The following is a 21,618-nucleotide window of genomic DNA, read 5'->3' as shown; positions in this document are numbered from 1 at the left end:
CGATGCGGCCCCGTGCAGTCTCTCAGGAGAGCAATTCTTTCAGCAGCACACTCTTGCGTTGCTGTTGCTTCCTCAACACCAGGCGGTTGGCACGGAACACTGCTTTCAAGTCTTCCAGCGCTGCATTGAAATCATCATTGATGATCACGTAGTCGTACTCGTCGTAGTGCACCATCTCGCTGACCGCTTCTTTCATGCGCCCATCGATGATCTCCTCGCTGTCCTGCCCGCGCCCGTCCAGGCGCTGGCGCAGCGCCTGCTGGCTCGGTGGCAGGATGAATACCGACAACGCATCGGGCATCACCCGGCGAACCTGCTGGGCGCCTTGCCAGTCGATTTCCAGAATCAGGTCATAGCCCTCGTCCAGGGTTTGCTGCAGTGCGCTGCGCGACGTGCCGTAGAAATTGCCGAACACTTCGGCATGCTCCAGGAAGTCACCCTGTGCGATCAGCGCCTTGAATTCCTCGTGCACGACGAAGTGGTAGTTCACCCCGTGCTGCTCGCCCGGGCGCATGGCGCGGGTGGTGTGCGAGACCGAGACGCGGATCTGCCGGTCTTCCTTGATCAGGGCGTTGACCAGGCTGGTCTTGCCGGCGCCGGAAGGGGCCGAGACGATGTAGAGGGTGCCGCTGTTGTGGTTCATGGTTGAGGTGGCCTTACTCGATGTTCTGTACTTGTTCACGCATCTGTTCGATCAATACCTTCAGGTTGACCGCCGCCTGCGTGCTGCGTGGGTCGAAGGCCTTGGAGCCAAGGGTGTTGGCCTCGCGGTTGAGCTCCTGCATCAGGAAGTCCAGGCGCCGGCCGGCGGCGCCGCCCCCCTTGAGCACACGGCGTACTTCGGTAACGTGGGTGCTGAGGCGGTCGAGTTCCTCGGCCACGTCGCTTTTCTGGGCCAGCAGCACCATTTCCTGCTCGAGGCGCTGTGGGTCCAGCTCTGCCTGCATGTCGCCGAAGCGGTCGAGGATTTTCTGCCGCTGCGCCGCGAGCATCTGCGGCACCAGTGCGCGCAGCGTCGTGACTTCACCGGCCATGCTGTCCAGGCGCTCGTTGATCAGGCGCGCCAGTTCCTGGCCTTCGCGCTGGCGCCCGGCCTTGAGTTCGGCCAGGGCTTCGTCGAACAGCGCCATGGCTTCGGCGTTGAGTGCCTGCGGGTCACTGGTATCGGCTACCAGCACGCCGGGCCACGACAGCACTTCCAGCGGGTTGAGCGGGGCTGGCTGCCTGATCAGCCCGGCCACTTCTTCGGCGGCGGCGACCAGTTGTGCGGCGCGCTCGCGGTCGACCTTCAGCGGCTTGCCGGTGCTGTCTTCATTCAGGCGCAAGGTGCATTCCACCTTGCCCCGTGACAGCCCTTGGCGCAGGCCTTCACGCACGCCGCCTTCGAGGTCGCGCAGGGCCTCGGGCAGGCGCAGGTGCGGCTCCAGGTAACGGTGGTTGACCGAACGCAGCTCCCAGACCAGGGTGCCTTGGCTGCCGGCGCGCTCGACACGCGCAAAAGCGGTCATGCTATGCACCATGGGGAGTACCTCGCTTGGATAAGTGAACGGCGCAGGATTGTAGCGCAGTGGGGGCGTGGCGCCCAATCGGCCTATGTTACCGGTAGGTGGTGGACGGGGTAGGAAAAGGCGACGGGCCGTCTGCGCGCGACAATAGGCATGTCCTCACCGGGCTTGCGGCTTTATAATGCTCGCTAGATTCAAAGTCCCAGTACAGGTATCCCAGATGAAACGTCCAAGTGGTCGCGCCGCCGATCAGCTCCGCTCGATCCGCATCACCCGCAACTACACCAAGCACGCCGAAGGGTCGGTACTGGTCGAGTTCGGTGACACCAAGGTCATCTGCACGGTCAGCGTGGAAAACGGTGTACCGCGCTTCCTCAAAGGCCAGGGCCAGGGTTGGCTGACCGCCGAGTACGGCATGTTGCCGCGTTCCACCGGTGAGCGTAACCAGCGTGAAGCCAGCCGCGGCAAACAGGGTGGCCGCACCCTGGAAATCCAGCGCCTTATCGGGCGCTCTCTGCGTGCCGCACTGGACATGAGCAAGCTGGGCGACATCACCCTGTACGTCGACTGCGACGTGATCCAGGCCGATGGCGGCACCCGTACCGCGTCCATCACCGGTGCCATGGTTGCCCTGTGCGACGCCCTGGCAGTAATCAAGAAGCGCGGTGGCCTCAAGGGCGGTAACCCGCTGAAGCACATGATCGCTGCCGTTTCGGTCGGCATGTACCAGGGCGAAGCGGTGCTCGACCTGGACTACCTGGAAGATTCCGCTGCCGAAACCGACCTGAACGTGGTCATGACCAGCGCGGGCGGCTTCATCGAAGTGCAGGGCACTGCCGAAGGCGCGCCGTTCCAGCCGGAAGATTTCAACGCCATGCTCGCCCTGGCGCAGAAAGGCATGACCGAAATCTTCGAGCTGCAGCAGGCGGCGCTGGCCGATTGAGACCAGCCGGAGAGGTGCAGATGTTCTGCCACCTCTCCGCGCTGCTGGGCCCGCTGATCTGGCGGCCGATCAAATAGATTTTCTGTGGCCCCGTTCGCGGGCACGCCTGCTCCCACAGCGATCGCGGCGCTTTCACTGGTAGCGCCGTACCTGTGGGAGCGGGCGTGCCCGCGAACGGGGCTGCAAAGCAGCCCCAAAGGCTTTAGATGGTCAGCGTCCAGTCATAGTCGACAATCAGCGGCGCATGCTGCGAGAAGCGCGGTTGGCGCGGCAGGCGGGCGTTGCGCACGAAGCGGCGCAGACCCGGGGTGAGGATCTGGTAGTCGAACCGGTAGCCCAGGTTGAGCATCTCGGCCTGCTCGTTGTCCGGCCACCAGCTGTACTGGTCGCCTTCACGGCTGACTTCGCGCAGGGCGTCGACGTAACCCATCTCGCCCGTGATCGCATCCATCCACGCACGCTCCGGCGCCAGGAAGCCAGGCGACTGCTGGCTGTCGCGCCAGTTCTTGATGTCGAGCTTCTGCTGCGCCACGTAGAACGAGCCGCAATAGATGTACTCGCGGCGCTTGCGGCGCTGCTTGTCCAGGTACTTGGCGAAGTCGTCCATCAACTTGAATTTCTGGTTCAAGTCTTCGTCGCCGTTCATGCCTGAAGGCAGTAGCAGGCTGGCAATACTGACTTTGTCGAAATCTGCTTGCAGGTAACGCCCGTAGCGGTCGGCTGTCTCGAAGCCCAGGCCGGTGATGACTGCCTTGGGCTGCATGCGCGAATAAAGGGCCACACCACCTTGGGCTGGCACCTCCGCGTCGCAGGCATAAAGGAAATAGCCATCGAGCTGGAAAGCTGGGTCATCGAGTTCAAAGGCCGAGGCGCGGGTATCCTGAAGGCAGATGACGTCGGCATTCTGGGCTTGAAGCCAGCTGAGCAAACCACGCTCGGCCGCAGCCTGAATGCCATTAACGTTCACACTGATGATCCGCATAAATGGCCCCATAAATCTCGTGCGTGTATGATACCCGAGCTCAACCCATTTAGCTAAATCCGTGGTGTCCGGGACTATTCATGCAGCCGTATCAGCGCGACTTTATCCGTTTTGCCATCGATCGCGGGGTACTGCGTTTCGGTGAGTTCACCCTGAAATCGGGGCGTACCAGCCCGTATTTCTTCAATGCCGGCCTGTTCAACACCGGTTCCGCCCTGGCTGAACTGGGCCGCTGCTATGCCGCCGCCATCGTCGACAGCAAGATCCCGTTCGATGTGCTGTTCGGCCCTGCATACAAAGGCATTCCGCTGGCGGCGACCACCGCCGTGGCGCTGGCTGACCAGCATCAGCGCGATGTGCCATGGTGCTTCAACCGCAAGGAAGCCAAGGACCACGGCGAAGGCGGCAGCCTGGTTGGCGCACCGCTGGCCGGCGATGTGCTGATCATCGACGATGTGATCACCGCCGGCACTGCCATCCGTGAGGTCATGCAGATCATCAACGCCCAGCAGGCCAAGGCCGCCGGCGTGCTGATCGCGCTGAACCGCGAAGAACGTGGCAATGGCGAGCTGTCGGCTATCCAGGAAGTGGAGCGTGACTTCGGCATTCCAGTGGTCAGCATCGTTTCGCTGACCCAGGTGCTGGAGTTCCTGGCTGACGACCCACAGCTCAAGCAGCACCTGCCGGCTGTCGAAGCTTACCGGGCGCAGTACGGGATCTGATCCTGGCCCGGAAATGAAAAAGGCGACCTTCTTGTGAAGGTCGCCTTTTTTTGTGCCGCCTGTTTCGGCCTATTCGCGGGCACGCCCGCTCGCACAAGGTGGCGCTATCCCTGTGGGAGCGGGCGTGCCCGCGAAGGGGCCGGTACAGGCTAACCGATCACTCAGCGCGGCTTGCGGTTGGTGATCAGGGTGCCCACGCCGCTGTCGGTGAAGATCTCCAGCAGCACCGCATTCGGCACGCGGCCGTCGATGATGTGCGAGCTGTTAACGCCGCCCTGCACTGCATCCAGCGCACACTTGATCTTCGGCAGCATGCCGCCGTAGATGGTGCCATCGGCGATCAGCTCGTTGACTTGCTCCGTGGTCAGGCCGGTCAGGACCTGGCCCTGTTTGTCCATCAGGCCCGCAATGTTGGTCAGCAGCATCAGCTTCTCGGCCTTCAGTGCTTCGGCTACCTTGCCGGCCACGAGGTCGGCGTTGATGTTGTAGGACTCACCGTTGACACCCACGCCGATTGGCGCGATGACCGGGATGAAGTCGCCCTTGACCAGCATGTTCAACAGGTCGGTGTTCACACTAACCACTTCGCCCACGTGACCGATGTCGATGATTTCCGGGGTGGTCATCTCGGGGGTCTGGCGGCTGACGGTCAGCTTGCGCGCGCGGATCAGCTCCGCGTCCTTGCCGGTCAGGCCGATGGCGCTGCCGCCATGGCGGTTGATCAGGTTGACGATGTCCTTGTTGACCTGGCCGCCCAGCACCATTTCCACCACGTCCATGGTCGCCGAATCGGTCACACGCATGCCGTCGATGAAGTGGCTTTCGATCGACAGGCGCTTGAGCAGGTCGCCGATTTGCGGGCCACCCCCGTGCACGACCACCGGGTTGATACCGACCGCTTTCATCAGCACGATGTCACGGGCGAAGCCGGTCTTGAGCTCCTCGCTCTCCATCGCGTTGCCGCCGTACTTGATCACCAGGGTCTTGCCGACAAAGCGGCGGATGTAGGGCAGCGCTTCGGACAAAACCTCGGCTACATGGGAAGCGGCATCGCGATCGAGGGTCATGCAGGGCTCCTGTGAGGAACAGATAATCGGTCAGAACGGCAGTTGCAGCTCAGGATCAACCCGCAGCAACTGGGTACGGAAAACATCCTTGATACGTTGCAATTCGGCGTCACTGTCGGCCTCGAAGCGCAGTACCAGCACCGGCGTGGTGTTGGAGGCGCGAACCAGGCCCCAGCCATGGGCATAGTCGACCCGCACACCGTCGATGGTGGTCAGGTTGGCTTCGCCCCAGTCGGCGTCGCGTTGCAGTGCATCAATGATGCTGAATTTACCCTCGTCGGTCACATCAATATTGATTTCCGGCGTGGAAATATCGTTCGGGAAGGCGGCAAACAGGTTTTCGGCGCTCTGTTCGGCCTTGCTGAGGATCTCCAGCAGGCGCGCGGCACTGTAGATACCGTCGTCGAAACCGTACCAGCGTTCCTTGATGAAGATGTGACCACTCATCTCGCCCGCCAGCAGCGAACCGGTCTGTTTCATCTTCTTCTTGATCAACGAATGGCCGGTTTTCCACATCAGCGCCCGGCCACCGTGTTGTTCGATCAGCGGGGTCAGGCGCCGGGTGCACTTGACGTCGAAGATGATCTCGGCGCCCGGGTTGCGTGCCAGTACGTCCTGGGCGAACAGCATCAACAGGCGGTCGGGGTAGACGATGCTGCCGGTGTTGGTCACGACGCCGACGCGGTCGCCGTCACCATCGAAGGCCAGGCCGATGTCGGCGCCGGTCTGCTTGACCTTGGCGATCAGGTCTTCGAGGTTTTCCGGCTTGCCTGGGTCCGGGTGGTGGTTAGGGAAGTTGCCGTCCACCTCGCAGAACAGCGGGATCACCTCACAGCCCAGGGCTTCGATCAACTGGGGGGCAATCACACCGGCGGCGCCATTGCCGCAGTCCACCACGACCTTGAGCTTCCTGGCCAGCTTCACGTCGCCGACGATCTGCTGGAAGTAGCGGTCGAGGATCTCGACTTTTTCCACATGCCCTGCAGCCAGGGTAAGGTCGTTGGTTCTCAGGCGGGTCAGCAAGGCCTGGATCTGTTCATTGGCCAGGGTGTCGCCGGCGATGACGATCTTGAAGCCGTTGTAGTCGGACGGGTTGTGGCTACCGGTCAGCATCACGCCCGACTTGCCGGCCAATACGTTGGCCGCGTAGTACAGGGCCGGGGTCGGCACCAGGCCGACGTCGCTGACCTGGCAACCGGCATCGACCAGGCCCTTGATCAGTTGCTCCACCAGCATCGGCCCGGACAGGCGGCCATCGCGGCCTACCGAGACTTGCGGTTCGCCCTGGGCCAGGCTTTGCGCACCGATGGCGCGGCCAATCCAGTAGGCGGTTTCGGCGTGCAAGGTCTTGCCGACCACGCCGCGAATGTCATACGCGCGGAAAATGCTGTCTGGCAATGTGGCAGGGACCAGGTGGGCCATGTCGTTCATCTCTGGAAGCTCCATTAGTCAAAGGCTTTCTGGGCAGGCGCAAATTGAACGCTTGGACGGTGGTTTCACCAGAGAGTTCGCCATCCTTGGCCTGAACGGTCGTGTTTCGGCTCAGTGGCTGCCGGAGTGACCGAAGCCGCCAGCGCCGCGCTGGCTTTCATCGAAGGCCTCGACGATATCGAAATGCGCCTGCACGACCGGCACCAGCACCAGCTGGGCGATACGCTCGCCCACGGCGATGGTGAAAGGGGTGGTGCCGCGGTTCCAGCACGACACCATCAGCTCGCCCTGGTAGTCCGAATCGATCAGCCCGACCAGGTTGCCCAGCACGATACCGTGCTTATGGCCCAGGCCCGAGCGCGGCAGGATGACGGCGGCCAGGCCCGGGTCGCCGATGTAGATCGACAAGCCGGTAGGAATCAGCAGGGTCTGGCCTGGTTCGAGGACGGTGTCTTGCTGGAGCAGGGCGCGCAGGTCGAGGCCAGCGGAGCCGGGGGTGGCGTAGGTCGGCAGCGGAAATTCGCTGCCCAGGCGTGGGTCGAGGATCTTGGCTTGAAGAGCGTGCATGTAACTTATTGAACCTGGTTGAGCCGTTCGGCGATGAAGGCGACCAGTTGCCGGGCGATCTTGCCCTTGCTGGTCTGCGCGAAGAGGGTTTGGTGCTGTTGGCGGTCGATCACGGTCAAGGCATTTTCTTCGCTGTTGAAGCCAATGCTGGGGTTGGCCACATCGTTGGCGACGATCAGGTCGAGGTTCTTGTCCTTGAGCTTGCGCGTGGCGTAATCGAGCAGGTGTTCGGTCTCGGCGGCAAAGCCGACGCTGAACGGGCGGTCGGCGCGGCCGGCGATGGTGGCAAGGATATCGGGATTGCGCACCATCTGCAGCAGCATGCCGTCGCCGGTCGTAGGATCTTTCTTCAGTTTTTGTGTGGCAACGACTTCCGGGCGGTAGTCCGCAACGGCTGCCGAGGCAATGAACAGGTCGCACGGCATGGCTGCCTCGCAGGCCGCGAGCATGTCCCGCGCGCTGACCACGTCTATACGGCTGACCCGGTCCGGGGTTGGCAGGTGCACCGGGCCGGTCACGAGGGTCACCCGAGCGCCCGCTTCAGCTGCTGCCTCGGCGAGGGCGAAACCCATCTTGCCGGAGCTATGATTGGTGATGTAGCGCACCGGGTCGATGTTTTCCTGGGTCGGCCCGGCGGTGATCAGCACATGCCTGCCGGTCAGGGCCTGGCGCTTGAAGCTTTCTGCCGCGCACCAGGCCAGCTCGGTGGCTTCGAGCATGCGCCCCAGGCCCACGTCACCACAGGCCTGGCTGCCGGAGGCCGGGCCGAATACCTGGATGCCACGGTTTTTGAGCAGGTCGAGGTTGGCCTGGGTCGCCGGGTTGCGCCACATGGCCTGGTTCATCGCCGGGGCCACCGCCACGGTGGCGTCGGTGGCCAGTACCAGGGTGGTCAGCAGGTCATCGGCCATGCCCTGGGCCATGCGCGCCATCAGGTCGGCGGTGGCGGGGGCGATCAAGACGAGGTCGGCCCACTTGGCCAGTTCGATGTGGCCCATGGCCGCTTCGGCAGCCGGGTCCAGCAGGTCCATGTGCACCGGGTGGCCCGACAGCGCCTGCAGGGTCAGCGGGGTGATGAATTCGGCACCCCCACGGGTCATGACGACGCGCACCTGCGCGCCGTGCTCCAGGAGACGGCGAATCAGCTCGGCGCTTTTGTAGGCGGCAATGCCGCCACCCACGCCGAGAACGATGCGCTTGCGATACAGCCGCTGCATAGGCTTGCCTTTTTCCAGAGAGAGCGGGCGGCGACGTTTGCAAATGCCTGCGGCAGAACGTCGCATGTACGAGGCGAAATAGATTAACACAGGGCCGAAATGAGCCGCAGCAAGGGCAGAGGGGCAGGGATGAATATCAGGGAGTGGCCGGCTGAAGATCGGCCAAGGGAGAAATTGTTGCAACGGGGTGCGGCGGTGCTGTCGGACGCCGAGTTGCTGGCCGTGTTGCTCGGTTCGGGCGTGGCTGGGCGCAATGTACTGGACCTTGCACGCGGGCTGCTGGTGCGTTTTGGTGGGCTGCGGCAGTTTCTTGAGGCCGAACGCGCGGCGGTGCTGCGCGAGCCGGGCATAGGCGCTGTGAAATACGCACAGTTGCAAGCGCTGCTGGAAATCGGCCGGCGTTACCTGGATGAGCACATCGCGCGCGCAGCGGTGCTGGAGGGGCCCGAGGCGGTGCGGCGTTACCTGAAGGCCATGCTGCGCCATGAGCCCAGCGAGGTGTTCGGTTGCCTGTTTCTGGACACCAAGCACAGGCCGCTGGCGTTCGAGATTCTGTTCAGGGGCACCATCGACCGGGCCAGCGTCTACCCGCGGGAGGTGGTGCGGCGGGCATTGCTGCACAACGCGGCCGCGTTGATCCTGTGCCATAACCACCCTTCAGGCAACAGTGAGCCTAGCCAGGACGATGTGCACCTGACCTTGTCGCTCAAACGCGGGCTGGCATTGATCGACGTGCGGGTGCTGGATCACATCATCATTGGCGACGGGGAGCCGTTGTCGATGGTTGAGCAGGGGTGGATCGTGGCTTAGGTCGTTTAGTTGTGTGCTGGCCTCTTCGCGGGCAAGCCCGCTCCCACAGGATATTCGCCGGCCTTGAAGGCGGTGATGTCCCTGTGGGAGCGGGCGTGCCCGCGAAGAGCCCGGTGCAGGTTCACCTCGCTACCGACACCTTGCTGAAATCCAGCCGCCCGAACGGGCTGACCTGGTACCCCTCGACTTCCCGGCGCAGCAAGGTTGCCGCCGTCGGGTGCGCCAACGGCACCCACAGTGCCTGCTGCTGAATCAGGGTTTGCGCCTGCTGGTACAGCCGGCTGCGCACGCTCTGGTCGTTGGTGGTGCGCCCGGCACTGATCAGCTGGTCCAGGCGGCTGTCGCAGAACCGCGCGAAGTTGGTGCCCGACTCCACTGCCGCACAGGAGAACTGCGGGCTGAGGAAGTTATCCGGGTCGCCGTTGTCACCGGCCCAGCCCATGAACAGCAGGTCATGCTCGCCGGCCTTGGCGCGGCGGATCAGCTCACCCCATTCGATCACGCGGATCTCGGCCTTGATGCCGATCTTGGCCAGGTCGGCTTGCAGCATTTGCGCGCCAAGGCTTGGGTTGGGGTTGAGCAGGCTGCCCGATGGCCGCGTCCAGATAGTGGTGCTGAAGCCCTTCGCCAGGCCGGCCTTGGCCAGCAGGGCCTTGGCCTTTTTCAAGTCCAGAGGGTAGCCGGGCAGGTCCTTGGCGTAGCTCCAGGTATTGGGCGGGTAGGGGCCGTTGGCCGCCACCGCAGAGTCTTCGAACACCGCCTTGAGGTAAGCCTGCTTGTCGAAGGCCAGGTTGATCGCCTGGCGGACTTCCGGCTTGTCCAGTGGCGGGTGCTGGCTGTTGATGGCGACAAAGGCGGTCATGAACGCGGGCGTACTGGCCACCTTGAGCTTGTCTTCCTTGGCCGCTTCGGCAATATCCAGCGGTTTGGGCGACAAGGCGACCTGGCACTCGCCGCGCTTGAGCTTCTGCAGGCGCACGTTGGCATCGGTGGTGATGGCGAAGATCAACGGGTCGACTGCCGGCTTGCCGCCGAAGTAGTCCGGGTTGGCGCGGTAGCGCACCACAGCGTCCTTCTGGAAGCGCTGGAAGGTGAACGGCCCGGTGCCGATCGGCTGGCTGTTGAGCTTCTCTGGCGTGCCGGCCTTGAGCAGCTTGTCGGCATATTCGGCAGAGTAGATGGACGCGAAGCCCATGCTCAGGGTGGCCAGGAACGTGGCGTCTGGGTGGCTGAGGGTGAAGCGCACGGTGTTCGGGGCCGGGGCGTCGATCGCCTTGATCAGGCTACCCAGTTGCAGCGACTGGGCGTGGGGGTAGCCGCCGGGTGCAGTCTTGTGCCAGGCATGGGCCGGGTAGAGCATGCGCTGAAAGCTGAACAGCACGTCATCGGCATTCAATTCGCGGGTGGGCTTGAAGTACGGGGTGGTATGGAACTTCACACCGTCGCGCAGGGTGAAGTCGTACACCAGCCCGTCGGCCGAGACCGTCCAGCTGGCCGCCAGGCTCGGCACCACTTTGCCCTGTGCTGCATCGAACTCCACCAGGCGGTTCATCAGCACGTCGGCGGTGGCATTGGTGGTGGTCAGCGAGTTGTACTGCACCACGTCGAAGCCTTCGGGGCTGGCCTCGCTGCAAACGCTCAGGGGCGCGGCCTGGGCGATGCCACCCGCGAACAGGGTGGCGGTGAACAGGGAGTTGAACAATAAGGAAAGGGCGGCGGCACGCATGGTGGCTCCTTGGCTGTCAGTGGCCCATCTGCCAGTGCAGTCTGGAAAAAGCCTACCCTAGTGTGCCTGTCGGGAAATGACCACATCCTTTTTTACAAATGTGGCGACGAGCGGTCGACGGCTGGCGGGGCCTGAAGGTATGCTGCCCCGGCTGAATCGGGTTTGCGCCAATGTGCATCAACTATTGTTGCAGCCAGGTCTTTCTGGTATAAAGCAGCGCTCTTTTCTAGGGGCTCGGCCTGTCGCATAAGCGGATCCGGTCGATAAGGCCTCCAGAATCACGGCGCCCAGGCGCCAAAGACTGAGAGATTAAGCGGCCAACCCATGCCGGGTTGGGCATGTGGTTTTAGAGGGCTGAGTCATGTCGAGAGTCTGTCAAGTTACTGGTAAGGGTCCAGTAACCGGGAACAACATTTCCCACGCAAACAACAAAACCCGTCGTCGTTTCCTGCCGAACCTGCAGCACCACCGTTTCTGGGTTGAATCCGAGAAGCGCTTCGTGCGTCTGCGCGTTTCCGCCAAAGGCATGCGTATCATCGACAAGCGCGGCATCGACGCCGTTCTGGTTGACATCCGTAAAGCTGGCGCCAAGGTTTAAGGGAGAGCATCATGCGTGAATTGATCCGTCTGGTTTCGAGTGCCGGTACCGGCCACTTCTACACCACCGACAAGAACAAGCGCACCACCCCGGACAAAATCGAGATCAAGAAATATGATCCGGTTGTTCGCAAGCACGTGGTGTACAAGGAAGCCAAGATCAAGTAATTGATCGGCGACCTGAAAAAAAACCCGCATCCGTAAGGACGCGGGTTTTTTTATGCCTGCTGCAAGGTCAGTTGAATTCGAAGCCCTGAATCACCTGGTTGGCGTCGGTCCTGATCTGGATGCGGGTAGGGTCGAACTCGCGGGTGCACATGTCGGTGGGGCCGACCACGCGGGAGCGACCGGTAATGGCGCAGATGGTATCTTTGAGCTCTGGCACGTATGTGGCGCCGACCAGGTGGGCAAGGGCTTGTTTGACGTCGTCGTTGGTCATGGTGATTTTCCTGTCGAAGGTGAATGGCCCGTTATGGGCAGGGCCATCCTCACGCATGCCGCCTGGCCAGCTGCGCTACATAATTACTTCTGCTCGAACATGACGTAGATCTTGCGGCACGGCTCAAGCACTTCCCAGGTGCCTGTGAACCCGGCCGGGATTACGAACCGGTCGCCGGCGCGCAGGGTCTTGGCACCGCCGTTGTCGTCGCGCAGTACCGAAACGCCCTGAACGATCTCGCAGTATTCATGCTCGGTGTAGTTCACTTTCCACTGGCCGACCTCACCCTCCCAAACGCCTGCGGCAAACTGCCCGCATGGGCTGGAGTAATGGTTGTAGACCGCCTGGTCTGGCTCACCCTTGAGGATTTTTTCAGCCGCAGGGCGGTACCGTTCGGCTTCAGTGAGCACTTGGGCGAAGTCGATGATGCTGGCGATATTCATGGTGCGGCTCCTGTTCTTGTTAAATAAAATTAACATCAGTAGGCTTTTGGGCCTTCCGTGTCAAATATATTGATAGTTTGCAGTGGCTGGTTTAGGGTATCGCTTGCCAGTGTGCGCTCGTCGCCCGGCCAGAATTCTGACAACGCCTGTGAGTCCTCAGTGCGGCGTTGCACCTAAACAAGAGGAGGAGTTTCGTATGACCACCCTGACCCGTGCGGACTGGGAACAACGCGCCCAGCAACTGAAGATCGAAGGCCGTGCCTTCATCAACGGCGAATACACCGATGCCGTATCCGGTGAAACCTTCGATTGCCTGAGCCCGGTCGACGGACGCTTCCTGGCCAAGGTTGCCAGCTGCGACCTGGCCGATGCCAACCGTGCCGTGGAAAACGCGCGTGCCACCTTCAACGCTGGCGTCTGGTCGCAGTTGGCCCCGGCCAAGCGCAAAGCCACGCTGATCCGTTTCGCCGACCTGCTGCGCCAGAACGTCGAAGAGCTGGCGCTCCTGGAAACCCTGGACATGGGCAAGCCGATCGGTGACTCCTCCAGCATCGACATCCCCGGTGCAGCCCAGGCCATTCACTGGACCGCCGAAGCCATCGACAAGGTTTACGACGAGGTCGCGCCCACCCCACACGACCAGCTTGGCCTGGTTACCCGTGAGCCAGTCGGCGTGGTCGGTGCCATCGTACCGTGGAACTTCCCGCTGCTGATGGCCTGCTGGAAACTCGGCCCGGCACTGGCCACCGGTAACTCGGTGGTGCTCAAGCCTTCGGAAAAATCGCCGCTGACCGCCATTCGCATCGCGCAACTGGCGATCGAGGCCGGCATCCCGGCGGGTGTACTGAACGTGCTGCCAGGCTACGGCCACACCGTGGGCAAGGCGTTGGCCCTGCACATGGATGTCGACACGCTGGTGTTCACCGGCTCGACCAAGATCGCCAAGCAACTGATGGTCTATGCGGGCGAATCGAACATGAAACGAATCTGGCTGGAGGCTGGCGGCAAAAGCCCGAATATCGTCTTCGCCGATGCACCGGACCTGCAAGCGGCCGCTGCGGCTGCCGCCAGTGCCATCGCCTTCAACCAGGGCGAAGTGTGCACTGCCGGTTCGCGCCTGCTGGTCGAGCGCTCGATCAAGGACAAGTTCCTGCCCATGGTGGTCGAGGCCCTGAAAGGCTGGAAGCCCGGTAACCCGCTGGATCCAGAGACCACCGTGGGTGCGTTGGTCGATACCCAGCAAATGAATACCGTGCTGTCGTACATCGAGGCCGGCCACAAGGATGGCGCCAAGCTGCTGACCGGCGGCAAGCGCACCCTGGAGGAAACCGGTGGCACCTATGTGGAGCCGACCATCTTCGATGGCGTGACCAATGCCATGCGCATCGCCCAGGAAGAAATCTTCGGGCCGGTGCTGTCGGTGATTGCCTTCGACACCGCCGAAGAAGCCATCGCCATCGCCAACGACACCCCGTACGGCCTGGCGGCCGGTATCTGGACGGCGGACATTTCCAAGGCGCACAAGACTGCGCGGGCCGTGCGCGCCGGCAGCGTGTGGGTCAACCAGTACGACGGCGGCGACATGACCGCACCGTTCGGTGGCTTCAAGCAATCGGGCAACGGCCGTGACAAGTCGCTGCATGCGCTGGAGAAATACACCGAGCTGAAGGCGACCTGGATCAAGCTGTAATTCCAGGAGGGGCCGCTTTGCGGCCCATTCGCGGGTAAACCCGCTCCTACAGGTACTGCACCGCTTTCAAGGGTGGTGGTGTACCTGTGGGAGCGGGTTTACCCGCGAATGGGCCATGGAAAATTCTTGGCCCGGGAGGCAGCAATGCGTTGGGGGACCTACTTCGCCGTACTGGCATCAGTGCTCAGTGTCGGCCTGGCGCTGGGCGTGAGCATGCCCCTGGTATCTCTGCGTCTGGAAGCCTGGGGCTATGGCAGTTTCGCCATCGGCGTGATGGCCGCGATGCCTGCGCTGGGGGTACTGGCGGGTGCCAGCCTGGCCAGCCGCCTGGCCGGCTGGGTCGGCTTACCTGCGGCCATGCGCATCTGCCTGTGGGGTGGTGCGTTGTCCATCGGCCTGGTCGCGCTATTGCCCAGCTACCCGCTGTGGTTGCTGTTGCGGCTGATGATCGGCATGTCCTTGACCGTGGTGTTCATCCTGGGTGAGAGCTGGATCAACCAGCTGGTGGTCGAGCAATGGCGCGGCCGCCTGGTGGCGCTGTACGGTAGCAGCTACGCCTTGAGCCAGCTGGCCGGGCCGCTGGTGCTGGGCGTACTCGGTTCGGCTGACGATTTTGGTTTCTGGGCCGCCACCGGCCTGCTGCTGCTCGCGCCGCTGGTGCTGTTGGGGCGCGGCGGTGCACCGAGCACCGAAGCCTGCAGTGTCGGCTTCGGCGACTTGTTCAGGTTCTGCCGTCGCTTGCCCGTGATTGCCTGGGCCATCGCCCTGTTTGCCTCGTTCGAGGCAATGATCCTGACGTTGCTGCCGGTGTACTGCCTGCAGCAAGGTTTCACCACTGAAATCGCCTTGTTCATGGTCAGTACCGTGGTGGTCGGCGATGCTGTGCTGCAGTTGCCCATCGGCGCGCTGGCCGATCATATGTCGCGGCGTGCGTTGTTCACCGGCTGTGCGGTAACGCTGCTGGTCTCCAGCCTGGCGATCCCGCTGTTGCTGCACACGCCGGTGATATGGCCGCTGTGGGTACTGTTCGGGGCCAGTGCCGGCGGCCTTTTCACCTTGTCGCTGGTGCTGATCGGTGAGCGCTACCGCGACGATGAACTGGTGCGGGCCAATGCTCACGTGGCGCAGTTGTGGGGCATTGGCTGCCTGTTGGGGCCATTGTTGGCCGGGGCAGGCAGCCAGTGGGTCAGCGGGCATGCGTTGCTGTTGCTGATGGCTGCAGGGGCTGCGGGGCTGGTGGTGTTGACCCAGAGGCGCGGGGCGTTTGAGGCTGTGTCTGCCTGAGCGTTTTCGGGGCCGCTTTGCGGCCCATCGCGACACAAGGCCTTACCTCAAGAACCGCGTACCCCTGTAGGAGCGGCCTTGCGTCGCGATGGGCTGCAAAGCAGCCCCAAAATCGCCGCTACAACATTTTCTCCAGGCCAACCGCCTTGCTGACCCAGGCATTGAACCTGCGCCACATCCCGCCCGGCTCGGAGGTCAGCACATGCTGCTGTCCATTGTCCTCAGTCGCCCACACCAGTTTGCCCCCCTGCAGTTTCACCTGATAGCTCAGCGCCGGCGCCATACCCTGCTGGCTCAGCTCACGGGTGTATTCGGCCAGTTCCGGGCTGTCCACCAGCACCCCCACTTCGGTATTCCACAGGACCGAACGCGGGTCGAAGTTGAATGAACCGATGAAGGTCTTGCGCCGGTCGAACACGATCGCCTTGGTGTGCAGGCTGGAGTCCGAGCTTCCGCGGAAACTCAAGCGCCCTGCGCTGGGGTCGCCCGGCTGGCGGCGCAGCTCATAAAGCTGTACCCCATGTTCGAGCAAGGCTCGGCGATAGGGGGCGTAGCCACCGTGCACGGCCGGCACATCGGTGGCTTCCAATGAGTTGGTCAGCAGCTTTACCGAGACACCTGCGTCGGCGCGGCCGGTCAGGTACAGCAGCCCTGGCTCGCCCGGCACGAAATAAGCCGATGTCAGCATCAGTTCGCTGTGCACGTTGGCCAGGTCAGGCGCCAGCTGGTGGCTCAGCAGCAACTGCGGGTCCGGCTCGTCATCGGCCAGTACCTTGCTTGGGGCATCCCACAGCGCCTGGGCATGGGCCCAGATCAGCTCGTTGCGCCACACATCCAGGCGCGGCTGCGACTGGTAGGCCATCAACCGATCGTACAAGGCCTTGCGCTGGGTCCTGGCTTCAGCCAGCGAGACTTCCAGGCGATGACGACTCGCACGCAGGTCGTCGGCATCCGGCGCATGCCACAGAAAATCGCTGATAGGTCGGCTGAGGGCGCTGTTCCAGTACTGGTCGAAACTGTGCCCCAGTTGCTCGGCGATAGGGCCGACGCTCAGCAGGTCGATGTCGGTGAAGTTGAGGTTGGGCTCTGCATCGAAATACTCGTCGCCGAGGTTACGGCCGCCGACGATAGCCATGCTGTTGTCCACCAGGAACAGCTTGTTGTGCATGCGGCGGTGCTGGCGCGACAGGTTGAACAGCCGGCCGAAGGCGCGCGTCACCCCGGTGCTGCGGCCCAGGTGCAGTGGGTTGAACACGCGGATCTGGATATTCGGGTGGGCAGCGAGGGTGCCCATGATGGTGTCCAGGCCGTCGCTGGTGGTGTCGTCGAGCAGAATGCGTACGCGCACGCCGCGGTCGGCGGCGCGCAGCAGTTCGTGCACCAGGGCGCGGGTGCTGAGGCCGTCGTGCACGATGTAGTACTGCAGGTCGATGCTGGCCTGGGCGTTGCGGATCAATTCGGCGCGGGCGCGAAATGCTTCGTTGCTGTTGGGCAGCAGGCGAAAGCCGGACTGCCCGCCATACGGTGCCGCCTGGCGCAGCACCGAGCGGCCGAAGGCCGATTCGCTGGCGGGCAGGGCCTGGCTGGTTTCGCGTGGGGTACTGACGCTGGCACAGCCGGCAAGGCCGAGCAACAGCATCAGCAGCAAAGACAAGGCGCGCTGGGGTCTCAAAGGTGGATCGTCCTGTGCGGCAAGGGCTGTGGAGGTTGGACAGTGGCGGGCGGCGCAAAGTTACGCGTCGGCGCGTTCTTCATCCAGTAGACGAAGGGCGGTTTCACCTACCTTGCGCACGGCAGCCTCGATCTGTGGCGTTGGCCGCGCAGCGAAATTCATGCGCAGGCAGTGGCGGAACTTGCCCGAGGCCGAGAAGATACTGCCCACCGCCACCTGAACACCTTGCTCCAGTAAAGCGCGGTTCAGCCGCAGCGTGTCGAAATGTTCGGGGAATTCCACCCACAGCATGAAGCCGCCCTGCGGCCGGCTGACCCGGGTACCCGCCGGGAAGTAGCGCGTTACCCAATCGCTCATCAGGTCACGGCCACGCTGGTACTGGCTGCGCATGCGCCGCATGTGGGGCTGGTAGTGCCCGCCGGCGATGAAGTCGGCAATTGCCAGTTGCGGCTGGCTGGCGCTGCTGCCGGTACTGATGTATTTCATGTGCAGCACCCGTTCCAGATAGCGCCCAGGTGCCACCCAGCCCACCCGCAGGCCGGGGGCCAGGGTTTTGGAGAACGAACTGCAGAGCAACACGCGGCCATCGTCGTCGAATGACTTGAGGGTGCGCGGGCGCGGGTAGGTGTAGGCCAGGTCGCCGTACACATCGTCTTCCAGGATCGCCACGTCATAGCGCTGGGCCAGGCTGAGCAAGGCCTTCTTGCGCGCCTCGGGCATGATGTAGCCGAGTGGGTTGTTACAGCTGGGGGTGATCTGAATGAGCTTGATCGGCCACTGCTCCAGGGCCAGCTCCAGCGCTTCCAGGCTGATGCCGGTGACCGGGTCGGTGGGGATCTCCAGCGCTTTCATGCCCAGGCCCTTGAGGGTTTGCATGGCGCCGTGGAAGCTGGGCGAGTCGACCGCAACGATGTCGCCTGGCTCGCAAACCGCGCGAATGCTGCATGACAGCGCTTCATGGCAGCCGGTGGTGATTACCAGGTCGGCCGGGCCCAGGCGGCAGCCGGAATCGAGCATCAGCCGCGCCACCTGCTCGCGCAGCGCCAGGTTGCCATGGATATTGTCGTAATACAGCCCCGGCATGTCCTGGCGCCGGCTCAACTGGGCGAGGCTGCGCAGCAAAGGCTTGAGGGTGGGGCTGTCGATATCGGGCATGCCGCGGCCGAGTTGCACCACGTCCTTGTGCGGAGTGCTGCGCACCAGCTCGAGTACCTGTTCCCATTGCGAGATGTCCACAGGGCGCTGGGCCGGGCGGCTGACTGCAGGCAGCGCTGGCAGCTGGCGGTGGTCGCTGACGAAATAGCCGGACTTGGGCCTGGGCGAGACCATGCCGCTGTCTTCGAGCATGCGGTAGGCCTGCTGCACGGTGCTCAGGCTGACCCCGTGCTCCACGCTCAGGGCGCGTACCGACGGCAGGCGCTGGCCTGGGCGATACAGGCCCTGCTCGATGCGGGCCCCGAGCAGTTCGGCGAGGTTGAGGTAAAGGGTCAAGGCATACTCCTGGGCTACCTGCAGGCAGCGACCGGTACAGTTGCCTGGAAAATACAGCATTCAGTCGGCCGCCAGCCAATGCTGTATGGGAATAATAAGGCTGTTTTGGATCTGTATTGCCGGTATCGCCCTCGCGCATGCTTTCCCTACGGTATCGACTGAACGGGGAGGGTGCGGTGATGGGGGGCATGAGCGATGTGCGCTTGCAGCTGTTGGCCAAGGAACTGGAAACCGAGCAGCAGGCCAAGGTGTTCAACGCGCCGCAGGGGTTGGGGCGCTGGGGCCTGATGCTGCACCGCTGGCGTACCCGCAGGGCGCTGTTGCAATTGACCGATGCCGAGCTGCGCGATGTTGGGCTGAGCTGGGAGCAGGCGCGGCTCGAAGGCCGCAAACCCTTCTGGAAGGACTGACACGATGGTCGCTGGAGGGCCTGTTGTGCCCCAGACTTGAAACTTGCACCGAACCTGTGGGAGCAACGGTCTTGCTCAATTTCAAAAAGCTGGCGCGATCCCTGTGGGAGTGGGCTTGCCCGCGAACACGGGCGAAGCCCGTGCCATCCACCACGGGGTTGGCTTCGCGGGCACGCCCGCTCCCACAGGGGGCTAGTCAGCTTTAGATTTTAAGCAAGACAGTTGCTGCCCCAAGGATGGGGACTTTCAGGCCAGCTCTTTGAGGCGATGCCACAGCATCCCCAGCGCCAATAGCGGCGAGCGCAGGTGCTGGCCGCCAGAGAAGGTGATATGTGGCACCTTGGCGAATAGGTCGAAGCGCCCGCTTTCCTGGCCGCTGATGGCTTCGCCCAGCAGGCGCGCGGCCAGGTGGGTGGCGTTGAGCCCATGGCCCGAGTAGGCCTGGGCGTAATACACGTTCGGCTGGCTGCCCAGCCGGCCGACCTGCGGCAGGCGGTTGGCGCCGATGCCGATCATGCCACCCCACTGGTAATCGATGCGTACGTTGGCCAACTCGGGGAACACCTTGAGCATCTTCGGCCGCATGTAGGCGGCGATGTCCTTCGGGTCTCGGCCCGAGTAGTGGCAGGCACCGCCGAACAACAGCCGGTTGTCGGCTGAGAGGCGATAGTAATCCAGGGCTACCCGTTGGTCGCACACTGCCATGTTCTGCGGCAGCAGCCTGCGGGCGCGTTCCTCGCCCAGCGGCTCGGTGGCGATGATGTAGCTGCCCGCTGGCAGCACCTTGCCGCCCAGTTCGCGGTTGAGGTTGTTGTGGTAGGCGTTGCAGCACAGCACCAAGGTCTTGGCGCGCACCCGGCCTTGGGCGGTATGCACTTGCACTGATGTGCCGTAGTCGATGCGGGTAACTTCGGACTGCTCGAACAGTTTTACCCCCAGGCGCGCGGCCACGGCCGCTTCGCCCAGGGCCAGGTTGAGCGGGTGCAGGTGCCCGGAGCCCATGTCGATCAGCCCACCCACATAGCAGTCGGCGCCGACCACGCTGTGGATATCGTCCTTGCCGACCAGGCGCAGCTCGTGTGGGTAGCCGAGGCTACGCAGCTCTTCGGCGTCTTCGGCAAAGCCCAGCAGCTCGGCGGGTTTGTTGGCCAGGTCGCAGTAGCCCCAGGTCAGGTCGCAGGCAATGGCATGCCGCTCGACCCGCTCGCGCACGATCTGCACGGCCTCCAGGCCCATCAGCTTCATGCTGCGCACGCCGTCCTCGCCAATCACCGGCAGAAACTGCTCCAGACCATGGCCGACCCCGCGAATCAGCTGGCCGCCGTTGCGCCCACTGGCGCCCCAGCCGAGCTTGCGCGCTTCCAGCAGGATGACCGAGAAACCACGCTCGGCCAGCTCGATGGCGGTGTTCAGGCCCGAGTAGCCGCCGCCGATGATGCACACGTCAGCGTTGTGTTCGCCTTGCAGGTAGGCGTGATCGGGGTGTGGCGCGCTGCTGGCGGCGTAATAGGAGGCTGCGTGCTGCGCGCTGTGGATCATTGGGTAGGTCCTGAGTTGTTATCGGCCAAAAATGGAGGATAAGCTCGGGATCAAGAAGGGGGCAACCAAACGGCCCATTCAGGGGCGTCTGGTTCTCTCAACCGGCAAGGCAAAGGCCTGCGTTGGCTCAGGCGCATCCATAGTGCCGGCACCACGAATGTCGTATAGCTGATGAGCGGTGCGGATTGCGGAAAGTATTCCGCTGTCGGTTTGTGTGGGCAGATTGTTAAGACTCATGCGTATCAGCGTGTTTGACGCATTGAGGCGGATAGTCGCTGAAAGCGCTGGGTCATTGGCTAGCGACTTTGCCTGAGTAATCTCGGCGAGTGAGTTGACCATTATCAGTTTGCCTTCACGCAGTTCCAGAACCGACTCCCTTGGCTGCGGTGTACTGCTGTATGGCCGTGATCGATTGTTGCTGTTGATGGGCGGCGCATTTTGATCGTACAGGGGGGGAGCTTCCCCCCAGCCAAAGTAGGAAGGAGGAGCTTGTTCACTGTTTGCGGCCCCAAGCGGTTGAGCTGGCACGCCGGGAGGGGTTGGTGAGTAGGGAGGCGGAGTAGCCGGTGTCCGGTGATGGCGGCGGCGCAGGACTTTTGACCTGATCCGGTTCATGAACTCTCCAGTGCACCCCGACGGGTCGGTGTAGTTGATGGGGTCGTTCAAACAATAGGCATAAGCATTGGTCCCACCTTTGAAGAACGGGCTCTGTGAGTCACCGCTAAGGAAGCGCATCAACACAGGGCTATAGCTGCGGCGACCGGCGCCGAGCGGATAGCATCCACTGGCAAGATCCAAACGTTCCCCGGTGAAGCCAATGTTTGTTGAGCAGTTAGCGAAGATATGGCCAAAAGGAGTAAAGCTGAATGGTCGACCCACACCATCCGAGTTTCCCATCAAAGGTGTTTTCCGATGATCAACAGCTTGCAGATTGGTGACTGTGGGCTTAATTTCGGCGAGGGAGAAATCTGATGCCCGGAAGATGCGTTGTGTTTCCCGAGAGCTTTTAAGCACGGTAAGCTTGAGTCCGCTGTAAAAGAACAGAATGTGGTTCTTCATCAGATGCGGCTCGCTTAGTTGAAG

Annotated in this window: 21 protein-coding genes and 1 pseudogene; 8 read left to right on the top strand and 14 right to left on the bottom strand. The window is 62.8% G+C overall.

The window, feature by feature from the left end; translation table 11 throughout:
- Positions 1 to 22: 22 nt before the first annotated feature.
- Positions 23 to 643, bottom strand: a complete 621-nt coding sequence (gmk, locus tag K4A76_RS23195; protein ID WP_054913891.1) for a guanylate kinase — start codon at positions 641 to 643, stop codon at positions 23 to 25.
- Between the two features lie 13 nt (positions 644 to 656).
- Entirely contained in the window at positions 657 to 1,520 is an 864-nt protein-coding gene (locus K4A76_RS23190) for a YicC/YloC family endoribonuclease (protein WP_009681990.1), read from the bottom strand.
- 205 nt (positions 1,521 to 1,725) lie between these two features.
- Between K4A76_RS23190 and rph the strand changes: the two genes are divergently transcribed.
- Positions 1,726 to 2,448 (top strand): ribonuclease PH, encoded by a 723-nt coding sequence (gene rph / locus K4A76_RS23185; RefSeq protein WP_009681991.1) that lies wholly within the window; start codon positions 1,726 to 1,728, stop codon positions 2,446 to 2,448.
- 202 nt (positions 2,449 to 2,650) lie between these two features.
- On the opposite strand, the gene K4A76_RS23180 is transcribed toward rph, so the two are convergent.
- On the bottom strand, positions 2,651 to 3,430 hold the full coding sequence (locus K4A76_RS23180) for an exodeoxyribonuclease III (RefSeq protein ID WP_003253401.1): 780 nt from the start codon (positions 3,428 to 3,430) through the stop codon (positions 2,651 to 2,653).
- Between the two features lie 80 nt (positions 3,431 to 3,510).
- On the opposite strand from K4A76_RS23180, the gene pyrE reads away from it, so the two are divergent.
- Positions 3,511 to 4,152: an orotate phosphoribosyltransferase gene (gene pyrE, locus K4A76_RS23175; RefSeq protein ID WP_054905201.1), complete on the top strand. Its 642-nt coding sequence runs from the start codon at positions 3,511 to 3,513 to the stop codon at positions 4,150 to 4,152.
- Positions 4,153 to 4,313: 161 nt separating this feature from the next.
- Here pyrE and argB read toward each other — a convergent pair whose 3' ends face one another.
- The 4 genes and pseudogenes from argB to coaBC form a co-directional block, all read right to left on the bottom strand.
- Positions 4,314 to 5,219, bottom strand: coding sequence for an acetylglutamate kinase (gene argB / locus K4A76_RS23170; RefSeq protein WP_009681993.1), 906 nt, complete (start codon positions 5,217 to 5,219; stop codon positions 4,314 to 4,316).
- A 30-nt stretch (positions 5,220 to 5,249) separates the two neighbouring features.
- A pseudogene (locus K4A76_RS23165) lies at positions 5,250 to 6,623 on the bottom strand (phosphomannomutase/phosphoglucomutase); the annotation flags it as partial.
- A gap of 138 nt (positions 6,624 to 6,761) precedes the next feature.
- Positions 6,762 to 7,217: a dUTP diphosphatase gene (gene dut / locus K4A76_RS23160; RefSeq protein ID WP_029885729.1), complete on the bottom strand. Its 456-nt coding sequence runs from the start codon at positions 7,215 to 7,217 to the stop codon at positions 6,762 to 6,764.
- Between the two features lie 5 nt (positions 7,218 to 7,222).
- Positions 7,223 to 8,434, bottom strand: a complete 1,212-nt coding sequence (gene coaBC / locus K4A76_RS23155; RefSeq protein WP_274411236.1) for a bifunctional phosphopantothenoylcysteine decarboxylase/phosphopantothenate--cysteine ligase CoaBC — start codon at positions 8,432 to 8,434, stop codon at positions 7,223 to 7,225.
- A gap of 129 nt (positions 8,435 to 8,563) precedes the next feature.
- Between coaBC and radC the strand changes: the two genes are divergently transcribed.
- On the top strand, positions 8,564 to 9,244 hold the full coding sequence (gene radC, locus K4A76_RS23150; RefSeq protein WP_029885730.1) for a RadC family protein: 681 nt from the start codon (positions 8,564 to 8,566) through the stop codon (positions 9,242 to 9,244).
- Positions 9,245 to 9,365: 121 nt separating this feature from the next.
- Here radC and K4A76_RS23145 read toward each other — a convergent pair whose 3' ends face one another.
- Complete coding sequence (locus K4A76_RS23145; RefSeq protein WP_274411235.1) at positions 9,366 to 10,970, bottom strand: ABC transporter substrate-binding protein; 1,605 nt, start codon at positions 10,968 to 10,970, stop codon at positions 9,366 to 9,368.
- 361 nt (positions 10,971 to 11,331) lie between these two features.
- Here K4A76_RS23145 and rpmB point away from each other — a divergent pair, with 361 nt between their 5' ends.
- A complete protein-coding gene (gene rpmB, locus K4A76_RS23140; RefSeq protein ID WP_003253504.1) occupies positions 11,332 to 11,568 on the top strand; it encodes a 50S ribosomal protein L28 in 237 nt (78 codons plus the stop codon).
- Between the two features lie 11 nt (positions 11,569 to 11,579).
- Entirely contained in the window at positions 11,580 to 11,735 is a 156-nt protein-coding gene (rpmG, locus tag K4A76_RS23135) for a 50S ribosomal protein L33 (RefSeq protein WP_003253507.1), read from the top strand.
- A 67-nt stretch (positions 11,736 to 11,802) separates the two neighbouring features.
- Here rpmG and K4A76_RS23130 read toward each other — a convergent pair whose 3' ends face one another.
- Positions 11,803 to 12,006, bottom strand: a complete 204-nt coding sequence (locus K4A76_RS23130; protein WP_173891555.1) for a hypothetical protein — start codon at positions 12,004 to 12,006, stop codon at positions 11,803 to 11,805.
- A gap of 83 nt (positions 12,007 to 12,089) precedes the next feature.
- The gene (locus K4A76_RS23125) at positions 12,090 to 12,449 is read right to left on the bottom strand and encodes a cupin domain-containing protein (RefSeq protein ID WP_009682916.1); all 360 of its coding nucleotides are present in this window, start codon (positions 12,447 to 12,449) and stop codon (positions 12,090 to 12,092) included.
- A 196-nt stretch (positions 12,450 to 12,645) separates the two neighbouring features.
- On the opposite strand from K4A76_RS23125, the gene K4A76_RS23120 reads away from it, so the two are divergent.
- A complete protein-coding gene (locus K4A76_RS23120) occupies positions 12,646 to 14,139 on the top strand; it encodes an aldehyde dehydrogenase (RefSeq protein ID WP_029885732.1) in 1,494 nt (497 codons plus the stop codon).
- A 144-nt stretch (positions 14,140 to 14,283) separates the two neighbouring features.
- Positions 14,284 to 15,423 (top strand): MFS transporter, encoded by a 1,140-nt coding sequence (locus K4A76_RS23115; protein ID WP_009682919.1) that lies wholly within the window; start codon positions 14,284 to 14,286, stop codon positions 15,421 to 15,423.
- Positions 15,424 to 15,541: 118 nt separating this feature from the next.
- On the opposite strand, the gene K4A76_RS23110 is transcribed toward K4A76_RS23115, so the two are convergent.
- On the bottom strand, positions 15,542 to 17,095 hold the full coding sequence (locus K4A76_RS23110; RefSeq protein ID WP_029885733.1) for a phospholipase D family protein: 1,554 nt from the start codon (positions 17,093 to 17,095) through the stop codon (positions 15,542 to 15,544).
- Between the two features lie 60 nt (positions 17,096 to 17,155).
- The gene (locus K4A76_RS23105; RefSeq protein WP_173891551.1) at positions 17,156 to 18,586 is read right to left on the bottom strand and encodes an aminotransferase-like domain-containing protein; all 1,431 of its coding nucleotides are present in this window, start codon (positions 18,584 to 18,586) and stop codon (positions 17,156 to 17,158) included.
- 179 nt (positions 18,587 to 18,765) lie between these two features.
- Between K4A76_RS23105 and K4A76_RS23100 the strand changes: the two genes are divergently transcribed.
- The gene (locus tag K4A76_RS23100; RefSeq protein WP_029885735.1) at positions 18,766 to 18,996 is read left to right on the top strand and encodes a DUF1127 domain-containing protein; all 231 of its coding nucleotides are present in this window, start codon (positions 18,766 to 18,768) and stop codon (positions 18,994 to 18,996) included.
- Positions 18,997 to 19,242: 246 nt separating this feature from the next.
- Here K4A76_RS23100 and K4A76_RS23095 read toward each other — a convergent pair whose 3' ends face one another.
- Both K4A76_RS23095 and K4A76_RS23090 read right to left on the bottom strand, forming a co-directional pair.
- Complete coding sequence (locus K4A76_RS23095) at positions 19,243 to 20,535, bottom strand: NAD(P)/FAD-dependent oxidoreductase (RefSeq protein ID WP_274411234.1); 1,293 nt, start codon at positions 20,533 to 20,535, stop codon at positions 19,243 to 19,245.
- 78 nt (positions 20,536 to 20,613) lie between these two features.
- A complete protein-coding gene (locus tag K4A76_RS23090; RefSeq protein ID WP_173891549.1) occupies positions 20,614 to 21,594 on the bottom strand; it encodes an RHS repeat-associated core domain-containing protein in 981 nt (326 codons plus the stop codon).
- Between the last annotated feature and the right edge of the window lie 24 nt (positions 21,595 to 21,618).

Source organism: Pseudomonas sp. NEEL19 (assembly GCF_028751975.1).
Lineage (GTDB): Bacteria > Pseudomonadota > Gammaproteobacteria > Pseudomonadales > Pseudomonadaceae > Aquipseudomonas > Aquipseudomonas juntendi.
Note: the sequence above shows the minus strand (reverse complement) of the source record. Positions and strands in the feature narration are given on the sequence as shown.

What these genes read in the sequence shown, in the direction of transcription:
- gmk (WP_054913891.1), bottom strand. Translation starts at nt 643, where the DNA reads ATGAACCACAACAGCGGCACCCTCTACATCGTCTCGGCCCCTTCCGGC.
- K4A76_RS23190 (WP_009681990.1), bottom strand. Translation starts at nt 1,520, where the DNA reads ATGGTGCATAGCATGACCGCTTTTGCGCGTGTCGAGCGCGCCGGCAGC.
- rph (WP_009681991.1), top strand. Translation starts at nt 1,726, where the DNA reads ATGAAACGTCCAAGTGGTCGCGCCGCCGATCAGCTCCGCTCGATCCGC.
- K4A76_RS23180 (WP_003253401.1), bottom strand. Translation starts at nt 3,430, where the DNA reads ATGCGGATCATCAGTGTGAACGTTAATGGCATTCAGGCTGCGGCCGAG.
- pyrE (WP_054905201.1), top strand. Translation starts at nt 3,511, where the DNA reads ATGCAGCCGTATCAGCGCGACTTTATCCGTTTTGCCATCGATCGCGGG.
- argB (WP_009681993.1), bottom strand. Translation starts at nt 5,219, where the DNA reads ATGACCCTCGATCGCGATGCCGCTTCCCATGTAGCCGAGGTTTTGTCC.
- dut (WP_029885729.1), bottom strand. Translation starts at nt 7,217, where the DNA reads ATGCACGCTCTTCAAGCCAAGATCCTCGACCCACGCCTGGGCAGCGAA.
- coaBC (WP_274411236.1), bottom strand. Translation starts at nt 8,434, where the DNA reads ATGCAGCGGCTGTATCGCAAGCGCATCGTTCTCGGCGTGGGTGGCGGC.
- radC (WP_029885730.1), top strand. Translation starts at nt 8,564, where the DNA reads ATGAATATCAGGGAGTGGCCGGCTGAAGATCGGCCAAGGGAGAAATTG.
- K4A76_RS23145 (WP_274411235.1), bottom strand. Translation starts at nt 10,970, where the DNA reads ATGCGTGCCGCCGCCCTTTCCTTATTGTTCAACTCCCTGTTCACCGCC.
- rpmB (WP_003253504.1), top strand. Translation starts at nt 11,332, where the DNA reads ATGTCGAGAGTCTGTCAAGTTACTGGTAAGGGTCCAGTAACCGGGAAC.
- rpmG (WP_003253507.1), top strand. Translation starts at nt 11,580, where the DNA reads ATGCGTGAATTGATCCGTCTGGTTTCGAGTGCCGGTACCGGCCACTTC.
- K4A76_RS23130 (WP_173891555.1), bottom strand. Translation starts at nt 12,006, where the DNA reads ATGACCAACGACGACGTCAAACAAGCCCTTGCCCACCTGGTCGGCGCC.
- K4A76_RS23125 (WP_009682916.1), bottom strand. Translation starts at nt 12,449, where the DNA reads ATGAATATCGCCAGCATCATCGACTTCGCCCAAGTGCTCACTGAAGCC.
- K4A76_RS23120 (WP_029885732.1), top strand. Translation starts at nt 12,646, where the DNA reads ATGACCACCCTGACCCGTGCGGACTGGGAACAACGCGCCCAGCAACTG.
- K4A76_RS23115 (WP_009682919.1), top strand. Translation starts at nt 14,284, where the DNA reads ATGCGTTGGGGGACCTACTTCGCCGTACTGGCATCAGTGCTCAGTGTC.
- K4A76_RS23100 (WP_029885735.1), top strand. Translation starts at nt 18,766, where the DNA reads ATGGGGGGCATGAGCGATGTGCGCTTGCAGCTGTTGGCCAAGGAACTG.
- K4A76_RS23095 (WP_274411234.1), bottom strand. Translation starts at nt 20,535, where the DNA reads ATGATCCACAGCGCGCAGCACGCAGCCTCCTATTACGCCGCCAGCAGC.
- K4A76_RS23090 (WP_173891549.1), bottom strand. Translation starts at nt 21,594, where the DNA reads ATGAAGAACCACATTCTGTTCTTTTACAGCGGACTCAAGCTTACCGTG.